The organism is Anaerolineae bacterium (genome assembly GCA_014360855.1).
Taxonomy (GTDB): Bacteria; Chloroflexota; Anaerolineae; order JACIWP01; family JACIWP01; genus JACIWP01.
In genome coordinates, this window is sequence record JACIWP010000048.1 from 1 (window position 1) to 14,341 (window position 14,341).

Annotated in this window: 13 protein-coding genes; 6 read left to right on the plus strand and 7 right to left on the minus strand. The window is 65.4% G+C overall.

The features are described 5' to 3' along the window. The 3 genes from H5T60_04095 to H5T60_04105 all read left to right on the plus strand — a co-directional run. A partial coding sequence (locus H5T60_04095; protein ID MBC7241608.1) for an SDR family oxidoreductase occupies positions 1-185 on the plus strand: 185 nt, incomplete at its 5' end. A gap of 25 nt (positions 186-210) precedes the next feature. Further along, the gene (locus H5T60_04100; GenBank protein ID MBC7241609.1) at positions 211-573 is read left to right on the plus strand and encodes an Asp23/Gls24 family envelope stress response protein; all 363 of its coding nucleotides are present in this window, start codon (positions 211-213) and stop codon (positions 571-573) included. Between the two features lie 25 nt (positions 574-598). Continuing rightward, entirely contained in the window at positions 599-844 is a 246-nt protein-coding gene (locus tag H5T60_04105) for a TM0996/MTH895 family glutaredoxin-like protein (GenBank protein MBC7241610.1), read from the plus strand. 59 nt (positions 845-903) lie between these two features. Here H5T60_04105 and H5T60_04110 read toward each other — a convergent pair whose 3' ends face one another. The 7 genes from H5T60_04110 to H5T60_04140 all read right to left on the minus strand — a co-directional run bounded on the left by H5T60_04110 (position 904) and on the right by H5T60_04140 (position 10,507). Beyond that, positions 904-2,592, minus strand: coding sequence for an AarF/ABC1/UbiB kinase family protein (locus H5T60_04110; protein ID MBC7241611.1), 1,689 nt, complete (start codon positions 2,590-2,592; stop codon positions 904-906). 11 nt (positions 2,593-2,603) lie between these two features. Then, entirely contained in the window at positions 2,604-2,930 is a 327-nt protein-coding gene (locus H5T60_04115) for a cytochrome c (protein MBC7241612.1), read from the minus strand. 83 nt (positions 2,931-3,013) lie between these two features. After that, positions 3,014-4,282 (minus strand): MFS transporter, encoded by a 1,269-nt coding sequence (locus tag H5T60_04120; protein MBC7241613.1) that lies wholly within the window; start codon positions 4,280-4,282, stop codon positions 3,014-3,016. After that, positions 4,279-4,617 carry a C_GCAxxG_C_C family protein gene (locus H5T60_04125; protein ID MBC7241614.1) on the minus strand — a complete coding sequence of 113 codons (339 nt, stop codon included), beginning with the start codon at positions 4,615-4,617 and terminating at the stop codon, positions 4,279-4,281. The genes H5T60_04120 and H5T60_04125 overlap by 4 nt, the downstream gene beginning before the upstream one ends. Positions 4,618-4,720: 103 nt before the next feature. Next, the gene (locus H5T60_04130; GenBank protein MBC7241615.1) at positions 4,721-6,043 is read right to left on the minus strand and encodes a C69 family dipeptidase; all 1,323 of its coding nucleotides are present in this window, start codon (positions 6,041-6,043) and stop codon (positions 4,721-4,723) included. A 31-nt stretch (positions 6,044-6,074) separates the two neighbouring features. Then, a complete protein-coding gene (locus tag H5T60_04135; protein ID MBC7241616.1) occupies positions 6,075-7,481 on the minus strand; it encodes a cellulase family glycosylhydrolase in 1,407 nt (468 codons plus the stop codon). 101 nt (positions 7,482-7,582) lie between these two features. Beyond that, complete coding sequence (locus tag H5T60_04140) at positions 7,583-10,507, minus strand: hypothetical protein (protein MBC7241617.1); 2,925 nt, start codon at positions 10,505-10,507, stop codon at positions 7,583-7,585. A 521-nt stretch (positions 10,508-11,028) separates the two neighbouring features. On the opposite strand from H5T60_04140, the gene H5T60_04145 reads away from it, so the two are divergent. The 3 genes from H5T60_04145 to H5T60_04155 are packed head-to-tail and all read left to right on the plus strand — an operon-like array spanning position 11,029 to position 14,183. After that, positions 11,029-11,514, plus strand: coding sequence for an adenosine-specific kinase (locus H5T60_04145; protein MBC7241618.1), 486 nt, complete (start codon positions 11,029-11,031; stop codon positions 11,512-11,514). Positions 11,515-11,520: 6 nt separating this feature from the next. Further along, positions 11,521-12,429 (plus strand): hypothetical protein, encoded by a 909-nt coding sequence (locus H5T60_04150; GenBank protein MBC7241619.1) that lies wholly within the window; start codon positions 11,521-11,523, stop codon positions 12,427-12,429. 35 nt (positions 12,430-12,464) lie between these two features. After that, on the plus strand, positions 12,465-14,183 hold the full coding sequence (locus H5T60_04155) for a M23 family metallopeptidase (protein MBC7241620.1): 1,719 nt from the start codon (positions 12,465-12,467) through the stop codon (positions 14,181-14,183). Positions 14,184-14,341: the final 158 nt, after the last annotated feature.

Consider the following 14,341-nt stretch of genomic DNA (forward strand, 5'->3'; position numbering starts at 1 on the left):
TTGTCGAGACCGACCTGACCGCCGGCCTGCCCGAGGAGCTGAAGGCCAAGGCCATCGAATACACCCTGCTGGGCCGCATGGGCAAGCCGGAGGAGATCGCCGCCGCGGTCGTTTTCCTGGCCTCGGACGAGGCCGGCTTCATCACCGGCCAGGTGCTGGCTGTGGACGGCGGGCTGGCGCTGTAAGGCGTTTATTCAGGAGGAATATTCCATGGAAGCGGAGAAAAAGCTGGGCAAAGTAACGCTGGCGCCGGAGGTACTGCTCACCATCGTGGAGCAGGCCGTGCTGGAGACCGACGGCGTCACCCGCCTGTACGGCAAATGGCCCGAGAACATCGGGAAACTGCTGGGGATCCAGACGGCGAAAGAGGGCATCGCGGTACGGATAGACAACGATCAACTGGTCATTGATGTGCACGTAGTGGTGCGCCCGGACGTACAAATGCTCCAGCTTGGCAAGGCCTTGCAAACCGCCATCGCGCGCGCCATCGAGGAACTGGCCGGCCTCGTCGTCAAAGAGGTTAATGTCCATATCGAGGATGTCGAGCTGGAAGACGAGCCGGCGCATTCATAAAACAAAATACGGAGGAATACCAACGATGTTGACCATTAAAATATTAGGCACCGGATGTCCGAAATGCAAAAGGCTGGAGGAGCTTGCCCGCCAGGCGGTGGCAGAAGCCGGCGTCCAGGCGGAGATCATCAAGGTACAGGACATTGACCAGATCATGCAGTATCCCATCGCCAGCACACCTGGGCTGGTCATCAACGAAAAGGTCTACTCCTACGGCCGGCTGCCCCGCAAAGAGGAGATTATCGCCTGGCTGAAAGACGGCGCCAAATAGCCGTTCAGCGAGCAGGCTTCTGCTACCCCATGCTCGGGATTCGGCCATGGGGGTTGTTTTCACCGCCGGCCGGCCCGCCACAGGGACCATAACAGCCACAGACTGGCCCCCACCGCCAAGAAAAAGCCCAGCGCCACCATGACGGTCCCCACCCAGGCCGGCCAGCGTGCCGCCGCCGTGGGGAAAATCAGCCCGATGCCCACGATCAGCGCGGCGATGATCAGCGCAATGCTCAACCGGTTCACCATGCGGTCCCAGCGCGCCAGGGCGCGCTCCTGATCCCGCTGAATATGGGAGAGGGTGAACTCCCCCTTCTGCAGTTGGTCCAGCAGTCGCGGCAGATACTGCGGAAGCTCCTGCCACAACTCCCCCCAATCGCGCAGTGTCGTTCCCAGCCGGCCCACCCAAGCCGCCGGCGCATTCATCTCTCGCAAGGCCTGCTCCGCGTACGGCCGTGCGATCTCAAAGACATCCAGCTCCGGATACAGCACCATCCCTGTGCCCTCCATCATCACCAGGGTCTTGGCCAACAGCCACAGGTTGGAGGGCAGGCGCAGGCGGTGGCGGAAGGCGATGGGCAGGAAATCCTCGAACAGGTCGCTCAGGCGCAGGTCCTTCAGCGGCGCGCCCCAGTAGCGCTCCAGGAAGCGGCCCAGGTCGCGCCCCAGCCGGCGGTGATCCACGCTGGCCCCTACCATATCCATGCGCACCAGCTCGCCCACAATCTGGTCCGGGTCGCGCGATACAACCGCCAGAAAGAGGCGCAGGAGCTGTTCCTTGGTGCGCTTGTCCAGATACCCCACCATGCCGAAATCCATCGCCCCGATGACATTGCCTTCCATGACGAAGAAATTGCCCGGATGGGGGTCGGCATGGAAAAAGCCATCCACAAAGGTCTCCTGCATGATGAGGTCTATCGCGTGCAGGGCGACGGTGCGGGGGTCCAGGCCGGCCGCCCGCAGACCTTCCACATCGTCAATCTTCACCCCGCGGATGCGTTCCAGGGTGAGCACATCGTGGGTGGTATATTCCCAGTACACTCGCGGGATGTAGACCTCCGGCCGGCCGGCAAAGTTGCGCCGGAAGCGCTCCGCGTTGCGCGCCTCCCGCACATAATCCATCTCGGCCCGCAGAGTGGCGGCGAACTCGTCCGCCAGCTCCGTGAAGGCATACATCCGGCCGAAGGCCGTGCGCTCCTCCGCCAGCCGCGCCATGTCGTACAGAATGTCCAGGTCCACCTCGACGATGCGGCGGATATTGGGGCGCAGGACCTTGACCACGACCTCACTGCCGTCGGGCAGGACGGCGCCGTGCACCTGCCCCAAGGAAGCGGCCGCCAGCACCTCCTCATCAAAGGAGCGGAATAACTGGTCAATGGGAGCGCCCAGCTCCGCCTCCACAATGGCGCGGGCCTGCTCCGAGGGGAACGGAGGAACCTCGTCGCGGAGTTTGGACAGCTCGTGCAGATACGCCGGCGGCAGTAAATCGGGACGCGTGGAGAGCATTTGCCCCAGTTTCACGAAGGTCGGGCCCAGTTCCTCGATAGCCAGGCGCAGGTGTTCCGCCGGCGTCAAGGGCGCGATGGGACGCACCCGCTCCGAGACCCGCCACGGCAGTGCCAGCCGGGTCAGCAGACCAAGCTGTTCCACCACATTGTCAAAGCCGTGGCGGATCAGGACGCGGGCGATCTGCTGATAGCGGCGCAGATGCTGGACATGCCGGCCAAACGGGGGCAGACCTGGAAGCACCCGTGTCCCACCTACTCGCCGCGCAGGAAAGAAATGAGCGCCTGCACTTCGGATTCCGCCAGCCGGCCGCGAAAGGCCGGCATCTCCCCGCGGCCGTCCGCGATGATGAGGAACAGCTCTTGCTCGCTCTGTTTGCTGGGTTTGATGGCCGGCCCGCGCGCCCCCTGTCCCTGCTCACCGTGACAGCCGGCGCAGTTGGCGGCAAACACCTGGGCCGCCACCGGCGTGGGCGGCGGCTGATCGCTTTCTGCGGGCTCTGCCGTTTTCTGACATCCCGCCGGCACCAGCAACAGCACCAGCGCCAGCACTGCTACCATCCGCCACCATGAACGACGCATCGCGCACACTCCTTCGGCATGATGATGGCACCAGAGCCGCCAGGCTCGAGATTGACCTGATTATAGCACAGGTGAGGAAAGCATCACAAAGAGGGAATCTCCCGAGGCGAGGAGGCCCGTTCCCTGCCCACGCTCCACGTCGCCAGCAGGGCGAGGAAATAGAGCGCCATGCAGAGGACGTACACCCATTTCAGCTCCAGCAGGTACGCCAGCGCATAGGCCAGGAAGGGGCCGGTCGCGCTCCCCAGATCCCCGCCGGCGGCATACAGCCCCATGACCACCCCCTGCCGCCCCCGCCGCGATAGGTCTCCCGTCTGCGCCATGGTGGTAGGGGTCAGGACACCGTCGGCGAACGCCGCCACCATCACGCCGGCGGCGATGACCGCCACTGCGCCATCAAAGGATAGTAGGGCAAAGCCGAGGATGCCCAAGGCCAGCCCCCAGCGCATCACCCGCCAGCGCTGGCCGGCCCGGTCCGAGAGCCAGCCGGCGAGCGGGCCGGCGATGATGCCCATGATAGGGCCAATGCCCAGCAGAAGGCCGGCCAGCGTCGGCACACCGAGGGCGCGATCCCCCCATGGGACCATCTCGCCGTAGCGCAGGCGCAGGAGCAGTCCCACCGTTGACATCACCACGCCGTTGCCAGCCAGATTGGTCAGCCCATACAGGATGATGGAAATGAGGATGGGCGGGGTGATCTGCCGGCGCAGGCCATCCCTGACCCGCCGCCAGGTCCATCGTCCAACGGGCTCCGGCGGAAACCGCTGGACGGCCGGCGCGGTCTCCGGCAGGGCCAGCAAAGAGATCAACAGCCCCACACCGGTGACGCCGGCGCCCAGAAACAGCGTCTGCCGGAACCCCAGGGTGTCCACCAGCGCGCCACTGCCGACCGCCATAATGGAAAGGCCCATCAGCACTGAGATTTGATACAGGCCGGCCGTCCGGCCGCGGTCCGCCGGCGTGGTGATATCCATGACCATGGTCATGGCGGTGACGTTGATCAGCGTCCAGGCGATGCCCCACAGAGCGCGCGCCAGCAGGAGCGGCCAGAAGCCCACCGCCAGGCCGCACAGCGCGGTGGAAATGGTCCCCAACAGCATGCCGGCAATAAAGGGACACCGCCGGCCGAAGCGGTCCACCAACCACCCGCCCAATGGGTTGCCGGGGATGCGCACCAGGCGGTTCACGCCCAGCATGACCCCCACCGCCGTTATGCTGATGCGCACCACCTCCGTCTGGGTGGCCAGGGAGGCATACATGGTCTGGTCGCCGGTCAGCGAGAGGATAACCGCCGCGCCCAGAGGCAGTAACAAGCGGGGGACAGGGACAGAGGATGCCGGCGAACTGCTCATGCGCCCTCCAACAGGTTCAGGAGGATGCGGACGGTCTCCTCTCCCACGGCCACGCAGGAGCCTGGGCCGCCGGGGCCGTACACCTGCTCGCGCAAGGGCGCACAGCGCAGGGTCTTCCAGCGCAGAAGGAAGCGCAGGCGAAAGGCGCGCGTACGGGCATAGGCCGGCAGTTCGTCCTCGTGCGGGGTGAGCCGGCCGTAGCGGGCGCTCACCAGCATCACGCCGGCGGAAAACGCACCGCACAGTTCCTCCCGCGTGCCGCCGATCCCGCCGCAGAAAGCGGTCGCCGAGCGCAGGAAGCGCTCATCCAGCTCCCCCCACCAGTGCTCGCCCACGGCGCGCAGGACGGCCTCCGCTCAGTGATAGCCCTGCCGCATCAAACTGCCGGCGCGCCGTGCGATCTCCTCGTGCGCTGTTTCTCCCATGGGGTGCGCCCTTTCACGTCAGCGCCGGCATCTGGGCGGCGCGGTTCTGCGCCTCCCAATAGCGGCGGTACAGCAGTCCAGGCCGGCGGCGCACCGGCGTTGCGCGCACGCGCCGCGTCCATTCCTGTTCGGCGGCATCCGCCCGGGCAAAACACTCCTCCACGAAATCGGGACCGTCTCCGCCGGCGAAAAACTCCTCCTCCAGCGCATCGCGCTCGTCGCGATAGAGGGCCACGCGCGTCGAGTAATCCAGTAGCACGGCGCGGTGCAGTACCTCATGCCGCCACCAGCGCACCCGTTCGTCATATGTCGCCCCAGGCTCCGGGCCAAAGACGGCCGGCAGGCGCTCGCCGGCGGCAAAGCTGACCGGTTTGAAGATCCCCGTGCAGGGCGCCGCGGTGCCCGTGAACCAGAAGGTGGCCCTGTCCGGCCGGAGCTGCGCGATCATGGAGCCGGCGGTCTGGGCACCGCCCCCGCGAATAGGCCCCCAGGAGGCATGGGCGCATACCTGCATCAACAGCCCCTGCTCCGGCCTCCAGTCAGGGGATTGGCCGTGCGGGCCGTGGTCGCGCAGAAGGCGCGCCAGATCCCGCGGGGTCAGCCGGCCCTTGTGCTCCTGCAGGAAAGTGCTGGTGCAGGCATGACGCTGATAGCTTGCGCTGAAAAAGGTATATATCGGCTCGCGGTAACAGCGCGCGAAGTGAAACTCCGCCTTTGAGCGGCACCACCCCCGCTGGACCGCGTATTCCACCAGCCCGGGCGAGGCATCGTCCCACTCGCTCCCGATGGACAGCCCATTGGAGATGCTCCGCACATCGCGCACCTTTTCCACGACCCAGTGCGGGCCGGCGGTCTCCAGCACATAGGCCTCTTTGGCGTCGGCGATGATGAAGGCGTTGTGATACTTGATGGTGTGCCGGTAGCCGCCCAGCGCACACTGGCCGTACTTGCCCATCAGCTCGATGATGGTGTAGAGCGCCTTATGAGCGGTATCGGCGCGCTCCAGAGCCAGGCGCATCAGGTCCATGCCGGTCAGCCCGCTCGTCTCATACGGCAGTTTGGTGAAGACCGCCTCGTTGCCCATGACGACGCCGGCCTCGTTGGCCCCCATCTCGCACCCGAACATCCAGAAGGGCTTGGAAAGGATGACCCCCAGGGTCTCACGCACCTGGGGGATCTCGATGAAGGTGCACTTCACCGTCTCGTCGGAGCGGTGCAGGGCCGGCGGGAAGTACACCAGCCCCTGGGCCTCATTGGCCTCCCGGTCCGAATTTTTGGCGAACAGCACACTGCCGTCCGCCGTGCTGTTCCCCAGGGCCACCAGCGTGTCACACATCCGCACACCTCCTTGTGTCAGGGCGGGCGGCCTATTTGGGCATCTCCTTCAGCATGACGTAGGCCGGCCGCAGTTTCAGCTCGGGATATGCCGGCTCAATGATGGACCACCAATACTCCTCTTTCTCCGGCGTCCAGTCCACGTTCTGCAGGTAAATCAGGCTCATGATGCCGATCCAGGGAGACCAGTTCGCCTTGGCGTACTGATACGCCCGCACCAGATACTCCCCCTGTTCGAAGGGGGTGACCGCGTGCCAGTGATAGGGAGATTCGGGGCGCGGGTCAATGGTCCAGCCGAATTCCAGCAGGGCGATCTGCTTGTCGGCGTCCCCGTTCTCCACCATCACCTGCCGGATATCCTCCACATGGCGGAAGCAGTAGATGCGCTTCAGGTATTCCGGGCTGGGGTCGTTATTGTTGTAGACCGGGTTGCGCGCCACTTCCGCCGGGTCCATTTCCGGCGGCGCCTTATAGCCGGCGCCGTGCGCGCCCAGCATGTCAAAGTACGGCTTGGCGCCGGCGGCGTACATGCCGCGGATGAACTCCAGGTCGGGCATGGCCACATCGTCCCAGCGCGTGGTGGGGGCCAGGCCGGCGGAGATCACGATCGCGTTCGGGTCCACCGCCTTGATGGCGCGGTAGGCCACCTTGAGCATCTCGGTATATTCGGCCGGGTTGGGCGGCCGGCCACCCCATTCGCTCCGCCCGGGCACGTTCAGGTTGGGCTCGTTCCAAATCTGATAGGCATGGATGCGCCCCTTATAGCGCGTCGCCAGCGCCGTCAGGAAATCGGCGAAATCCTGCAGGTTGTCCGGCGGGCCGTTCTCCGGATATCCGCCGCCGGCCCATGTCGGCTGGGAATCCACCCGCGCCAGCAGTTTCAGGCCGTACTGCTCCACCTGCTGGACGATACGGTCGGTATACGACCAGTCGAACTGTCCCTTGCCGGCCCCCTCGATGTCCCGCCAGGCGAAGGTCTGCTTCACCCACTGGAAGCCGGCGTCGCGCACCAACTGCAGATCGCGGTCCGCCACCTCCGGCCGCCACCACAGGAAGACATGCATGCCGTACACGGGGGAATTCAGCCAGCGCACGCCGGTGGACGACTTTTTGCCGGGCGCCGAAGGGGTCGGGGTCGCCGGCGCAGAGGGCGAAGCGGCCGGCGTGTTGGCCGGCGCAGAAGCGGTGGCTTCCGGTGTGCCCTGCTCCTGATTGGTCACGATCGGCAGAACCACCTTCGGCGTCTCGGTTGGCGAAGGGATGGGGATTGGCGTGGGCGAAGGCAGGGGCGCGGTAGTTGCCGTCGGCTCTGGTGCGGCGACAGGAGTGCTCCGGTTCCCACAGCCGGCCAACCCTCCCACAGAAATGGCAAGCATGATGAGGACGATCACCCAGACCAGCAGACTGTGCCGGGATATGTTCTTCTGGAATGCTGGCATCAATGCCTCCTTCACTCATCTACACGTAACATACAAAGGCGGCGTCTCCTGCCATGTATGCCGGCCCCAGAGACGCCGCCTATCTATCCACTGCTACCGTGTCATTTGGGCATGTTGGCCAGGGCGACGAAGGCCGGCCGCTGGCTCCAGTCGGACCGCACGATGCCAAAGGCCGCCTTTTCATCCTGCGGGCCGGCGACCGGGGCATAGTTCAGGTTCCAGAGGAACATCACGCCGACCCAGCCCCAATTGCGGCCCATCTCATAGGCGCGGCGGATATATTCCGCCTGTTCCGCCTCGGTGACGTTGGCGGCATACTCGTAGCCGGGCGCCGGCGACGGCGCCAGGTTCTCGATGGATGCCCAGCCGAATTCGGTCGCCCAGATCTTCTTGTTGCTGTCGCCGTACTTGACCATGACGTTGCGGTAGCGCTCCATGGTCTCCCGGAAGAAGAAGCTGGGATGGTTCTTGAAGGCCGGCTCAGCCGGGTCGTTGTACCCGAACTTGGCATCCGGCGGATTGTTATAGCCCGATGGATGGGCGCCGATGGCATCGGAGTAGTTCTTCAGCCCATTCTGATACATCTGCTCCAGATACACCACGTCATCAATGGCGGTACGGCCGTCGTTCACGCCGGTGGGGGTGAGGGCGCCGCTGACCACGATGGCATTGGGGTCCACCGCCTTGATGGCGCGGTAGGCGGCTTTCAGCAGTTCCATGTATTGCGCCGCGTTGATGGGCTGATTGCCCCATTCATAGTGCAGGTTCTGCTCGTTCCAGATCTCATAGGCCTGCACCTTGCCCTTATAGCGGGCGGCCATGGCGCTGAGGAAGTCGGCGAAATCCTGCGGGTTGGCCGGCGGGCCTTCCACGCTCAGGTCCGCTCCAGGCGGACGCGCCCAGGCCGGCGCCTTCACCACGCTCAGCAGAAGGTTGATGCCGTTGGCATGACAGCTTTCCACAATCCGATCCAGCTCGCCCCAATTGTACTGCCCCTTGCCGCCCGACTCGACGGCCTTCCACTCGACCTGCTGTTTGGTCCAGTTGAACCCCAGCGCCTTGATATGGTTCACGAGTTGGGCATGGTCGGTGTAGTACCAGTGCGCCTGGATGCCGTAGCCGAAGCTGGTGTTGCGCGGCGCCGGCGCCGGGCCCTCGCCGGCAGAGGCCTGCGGTTTCGGCGTGGCCGTCGCTTTCGGCTTGGGAGTTGCGGTCGGCGCCGGCGTGGGCGTGGCCGTCGGCGTCGGGGTCATGGTCGGGGTAGGAGTGGGCGATGCCACGACCATGGCGATGGGGGTGCCGGCCACAAGCGTCTTCCCATCACCGCCGGCGATAGCCACTTCCACCACATACTCGCCCGGCTCCTGCGGCGCCACCCAGTCATAGACCGGCTGATCCAGGGGGCGGGATTCGGAAACCAGCGGTTCGCCGCTGGACTTGCGCACCGTCCAGGTAGCGAGCAGTGGGTTGGCGCCCGGTTTGGCGCCCGGCGCGGCGGCGTACTGTTGGAGCACCGGCCAGATCAGCTCGTCGTTCTGCTCGCCGGCCAGATGCTCCACCGCCACGCCCCGCAGGTTATAGCTGGCCAGCAGGCTGGTCTTATGGGCCAGGCTGGCGGCGTTCTCCAGATAAACCGTGCGCCGCTGGCCGGCGGAGTCCGTATAGCTGAACACATACGTGCCCAGCGCTTCGTCAAACTTCACCCCGCCGGACTCCCGCGCCGCCTTCAGCGCGAAGGCCACATGTTGGCCAGGGTTGATGACGTTGGAGCCGCTCACCTCCACCTGGGTGAAGGCCGCCAGCGCCTGGGCGTACGGGATGGCCGTGTACGTATTCCCCACCTGCTCCACGCTGTAGGCAGACAGGATGGGCTGTAGTTTGAAGCGATCCACCTGGCCCACCGCCCAGCTCAGGAACTGCTCCATCTGGCCGCCGGCGCGCCAGGCGTCCGGATTCGGAAGGCCTTCCACGCGGAAGATATCCGCGGCCATGCCCAGCGCCACCCAGTCATAGGCGCCGGTATCCCAGCGGTCCTCGGCGATCTGCACCGGCGGGTCCACGCGCACCGACAGCAGTTTGCCGTTGGCGTGCAGGCCGTCGGAAAGCTCCGCGATGAACTCGCGGAACTCGGCCCGCAGGTCCGGGCTGACCCCGCGATAGTACACCTCGACGCCGGCGAAGTCATGATTGACGGCCAGGCTGACCAGCGCCTGCACATGGGCTTGGCGCGCCTGCTCAGAGATGAGCATATTATCGGTCAGGTCACTGCGCACCACGCCGTCCGGCCCCCAGTTGCGCACGGTGGGGATGACGTGCACGCCGGCCTGGCGCGCCGCATCCACCGAGGCCGGCAGGTCGCCCACCACGCTCCCGTCATCGGCCATATAGAGGCCCTGGGGGAAGACCTCGCTGGCGGAACTCAGCATATTGGCCGGCAGGGCCGCCTCCCCCTCCAGGTCAATGCCCACCGATGGGGCGCGCGCATCCGTCTGGAAGACGGCAAAGGCCTCCGGCAGCCAGTCCACGTGCGACTCGATGACATCATCCTCGACGATGATGTTGTGCGGGAGCCAGGTCCAGGCGTCATCCTGCCAGGCATAGATGTCCAGGGTGGAATAAGGCTCTGAATCGTTGGGAATGGGGATAGTCAGGATGGCCTGAGAGGGCATGCTCCCCCGCAGGGCAACCTGATAGAGCGGACTGCGCATGACGAGATATTCGGGAATGCTTTCTGCGGCCTTGCGCAGGGCGCGGCCGGCGGAACCCTCCAGGAACTCCAGACGCGGGATAGATGTGAGCCGGACGCGCACGGGCGCCTGCAGTCCTTCTGCCGGCAGGGTCACCTGTGTGCCGTCCGGGTCCACCACCGAGCCGCCGCCCATTGCGATGGGGGCAAAGCCGGCCTCAAACAGGCGTTCACGCAGGGAAATCGGCGGAAGCAGTAAGCTTGCCGCCAGCAAGGCCGGGATGACCACCAGATTGATGATCCAACCGGTCCATTTGCTCTCCAAGAGTTGCTCTAACATGCTCCCAATACCGCGGGATTGCGTGCTATCCATCATGACCTCCTGATGCGTTCATCCTCTTCGAAGTGGTTCACCGCGCGCCGGCACGCGGCAAACGACTGCGCCGGCGGGCGCGATGGCAAATGGGCATGGGCGTCCCGTGCCATGCGCAGGCGCAATCGAAGGGGGATGGAAATGCCGGCCGGGAAGGGGATTGAAAGGTGTGGAAATGGCGTGAAAGGCCATCCAAAGACCCGGCAGGGACCAGCCCGCCGGGAGAGTGATGCCCTGGTATGTTCACAATGTACGCCCAACCTCCCAAGTTGGCATGAAAGCGATGGCTCCTTCCACTCACGGGCGGTATTCTAGCATAGGCCCCACCTTTTGACAAATGTCCACGCCGCCGAACGTCCGCACAGCGGTTCGCCGGCAGTCCGGAACCGCCCCCCAGGAACGCTTGTCGCGCCGGCCGGCCTGTGGTACAATGCGCAGGACAGCATCCCCAGAACAATCCATCCGTCCCATGAAAGGAGGCGTCAGACATGGAGCTGAAGCTGGTGACCATCGAGAAGCCCGATGAGATCAACTTCATCCTGGGCCAGTCGCATTTCATCAAAACGGTGGAGGACCTGCACGAAGCGCTGGTGACCGCCGTGCCGGGCATCCAGTTCGGCCTGGCGTTCTGCGAGTCCTCCGGGCCGGCGCTGGTGCGCTACAGCGGCACGGACGCGGAGATGATCGAGCTGGCCAAGAAGAATGCGCTGGCGCTCTCCGCCGGCCACAGCTTCATCATCTTCCTGCGCAACGTCTACCCCATCAACGTGCTCAACGCGGTCAAGATGGTGCCGGAGGTGTGCCGCATCTTCTGCGCCACCGCCAACCCGGTGCAGGTCGTCATCGCCGAGACAGAGCAGGGGCGCGGCATCCTGGGCGTCATTGACGGCGTGAAGACAAAGGGCATCGAGGGCGAGGAAGACATCGCCTGGCGCAAGCAGTTTCTGCGCAAAATCGGGTATAAGCTGGGATAAAAGGCATTGGCAGTCCTGTTCATTTTCCTGGATGGGGTCGGCCTGGGCCGGCCGGATGACAGCAATCCCTTCTGGCGCTATCCTGCGCCCTTCCTGGAGGGTCTGCTGGGTCAGCGGCTAACCCAGGCCCTCTTTGTAGAGCGGCCCGACCTGCTGGCGCGCGGCGTGGACGCCTGTCTCGGAGTGCCAGGCGTGCCCCAGAGCGCCACCGGCCAAACGGCGCTGTTCACCGGCGTGAACGCGCCGGCCCTGCTGGGCACCCATGTCACGGGCTATCCGAACGGCCGGCTCCAGGAAATCATCGCCGAGCACAGTATCCTCAAACGGGCGGCGGCCGCCGGCCGGCGCGCCACCTTCGCCAACGCCTACACCGACGTGTACTGGCAGTTGGTGGAGGAAGGGAAGCGCCGGCACAGCGCCACGACCCTGACCAACCTGGCCGCCGGCCTGCCGTTCCGTGACTTTCGCGACCTGGCGCGCGGCCAGGCGGTCTATTGGGACTTCACCCACTCCATTTTCCCGCGCTATTTCGGCATCCGCGGCGCGTACCGCCGGCCGGCGGAAGCCGGGCGCAATCTGGCCGCGCTGGGCCGGGAATACGACCTGGTGCTGTACGAGAGCTTTCTCCCCGATATGATCGGCCACCGGCGCCTGCCCCATACGCCGCGCTGGCTGGTCCACGCCCTGGACGCCTTTCTGCAGGGGGTGGTCGAATCCATGCGGCCGGCGGACAGCCTGGTGCTGTGCAGTGACCACGGCAACTTCGAGAACATGGAGACCAAACTGCACACGGAGAACCCCGTGCTCCTGCTGGTGGTGGGGCCGGCGGCAGAGCTGTTCCGCCCGGCCCGCGCCATCACCGACGTGACGCCGGCGATACTGCGCGCGCTCGACGCATCGGCCGCTGGAACATGAGGGCCGGCCCAGGCGTTTGAATACCAGGGGGATGCATGTATCAACATCGCACAGGCGCTGTGCAGGTCATTATTATCATCGTGCTGATGCTGGTGCTGGGCGCGGCCTGCGCCGGCCAGGTGCTGGCCGGGCCGCCGGCGCAGGGCGCCGTGCACATTGTCCAGCCCGGCGAAACGCTCTCCCTGATCGCCCAGCGCTATGGTGTCAGCGTGGAAGACCTGGTGCGCTGGAACGGCATCACGAACCCCGATTGGATCGAGGTGGGTCAGCGCCTGCTGGTCTATCTGCCGGCTTCCCCGCTTGCCGGCCCCCTTTCCTCGCCTTTTGTGCGAGTACACCTGTCCCCCTGGCCGGCGGTGCAGGGCGAGACGGTCACCTGCGAAGTCATCACCGAGCGGCCGGCGCGCTTGACGGCCGTGTATAAGGGGGACGAAGTGCCCTTCGTCCAGGAAGGCCTCCGCTCCTGGACCCTACTGCCGGTGCATGCCATGCAGGAGCCGGGCATCTACCCCGTGGAACTGCGCGCCTACCCCGCTTCCGGCCAAGGTGACTCCCAGCCCATCGGCCGGCTGTCGGTCAACCTGTACGTGGTGGCCGGCACGTTCGAGACATATGACATCGTCATCCCGCCCTCCAGCGAGAAGGCCGGCCTCCTGAACGCCGAGCTGATCCGCGCCGAATGGACACGCCTGGCCGGCATTTTCTCCCAGCGGACATCGGAGAAGTTGTGGTCCGGGACGTTCCGCTATCCGCTGGAGGCGAGCGTGCGCCGGATCACCTCCGCCTTCGGCGAGCGCCGCTCCTATAACGGTGGGCCAGTCTCCAGCTATCACGAGGGGCTGGATTTCGGCGCGCCGGAGGGCACGCCGGTGTATGCGCCGGCCGCCGGCCGCATTGCCCTGGCGGAACCGCTGACCGTGCGGGGCAGAGCGGTCGTGATTGACCATGGGCTGGGGGTTTATTCCGGCTTCTGGCATCTATCCGAAATCTTGGTGAACGCCGGCCAGTCCGTCAAGCCCGGCGACATCATCGGCCGGGTGGGGAACACTGGCCTTTCGACCGGCAGTCATTTGCACTGGGAGATTCGGGTGAACGTCACGGCGGTGAACCCGGTGCAGTGGACGCAGAGCGAGATGCCGGCGGTCTCGGCCGGCTCGCCAGAAGCCCGCACGTTTTCCACCCTGGCCGAAGCCTATCCCCTCGCGGTGGGGAAGCAGTGGGTGTATCGGGTGGAAACCGTTCAGCGGGTGGAGGGCTGGTGGTGGAGGGCCTCGACGCTGGTGACCGAGACAGTGACGTCCATCACGGAACAAGAGGATGCCCAATTCGTCGCACTGCAGAGGGAAGGTACCCACGAACTGGCCGCCCCCCTGCTGGACAGCTTCTGTGAACTGGTGCTCATGGACGGCCGGCTGATGAGCGTGCCGGCGGGGTACGCCGGCGAAGCCCTGCTGGCATCGGACGAACTGCAGGCCCAGTCCCTGCGCTTCATCTGGCCCATGCAGGTCGGGGACCGCTGGGGACAGGCCGGCCCCGACCGGATGACATGGGAGGTGCGCTCCAGCGGCACCGCCGAGACGCTGGCCGGCCGCTTCTCCGGCTGTTACCACCTGGCCGGCAGTGGGGCGGGGGAGGTACAGTGGGTGACCTTCTGCGCCGGCGTCGGGGAAGTACTGCGCGAGCGCTATCTCCTGCATAACGCCTACCGCGAGCGTTGGGAGCTGACAGCGTGGGCGCCGGCTGTGGGACAGTGACCCCGATGCGGATTCTTTACGTTTATTTTCTCCAATCCTGACTCTTACCCACTTTCATAGGCGAGAGACCATCGGTAGGTGAAGAGAGCGCGTCTGATCAGTCGGGGCTTGAGGATCCAGGGCATAGCCAAGAGGCGCAGGGCCATCCAGGCGGCGCT

Bases quoted from the DNA above. Each gene is read 5' to 3' on its own strand.
- H5T60_04130 (MBC7241615.1), bottom strand. From the start codon at position 6,043: ATGTGTGACACGCTGGTGGCCCTGGGGAACAGCACGGCGGACGGCAGT.
- H5T60_04120 (MBC7241613.1), bottom strand. From the start codon at position 4,282: ATGAGCAGTTCGCCGGCATCCTCTGTCCCTGTCCCCCGCTTGTTACTG.
- H5T60_04105 (MBC7241610.1), top strand. From the start codon at position 599: ATGTTGACCATTAAAATATTAGGCACCGGATGTCCGAAATGCAAAAGG.
- H5T60_04140 (MBC7241617.1), bottom strand. From the start codon at position 10,507: ATGTTAGAGCAACTCTTGGAGAGCAAATGGACCGGTTGGATCATCAAT.
- H5T60_04135 (MBC7241616.1), bottom strand. From the start codon at position 7,481: ATGCCAGCATTCCAGAAGAACATATCCCGGCACAGTCTGCTGGTCTGG.
- H5T60_04100 (MBC7241609.1), top strand. From the start codon at position 211: ATGGAAGCGGAGAAAAAGCTGGGCAAAGTAACGCTGGCGCCGGAGGTA.
- H5T60_04115 (MBC7241612.1), bottom strand. From the start codon at position 2,930: ATGCGTCGTTCATGGTGGCGGATGGTAGCAGTGCTGGCGCTGGTGCTG.
- H5T60_04145 (MBC7241618.1), top strand. From the start codon at position 11,029: ATGGAGCTGAAGCTGGTGACCATCGAGAAGCCCGATGAGATCAACTTC.
- H5T60_04155 (MBC7241620.1), top strand. From the start codon at position 12,465: ATGTATCAACATCGCACAGGCGCTGTGCAGGTCATTATTATCATCGTG.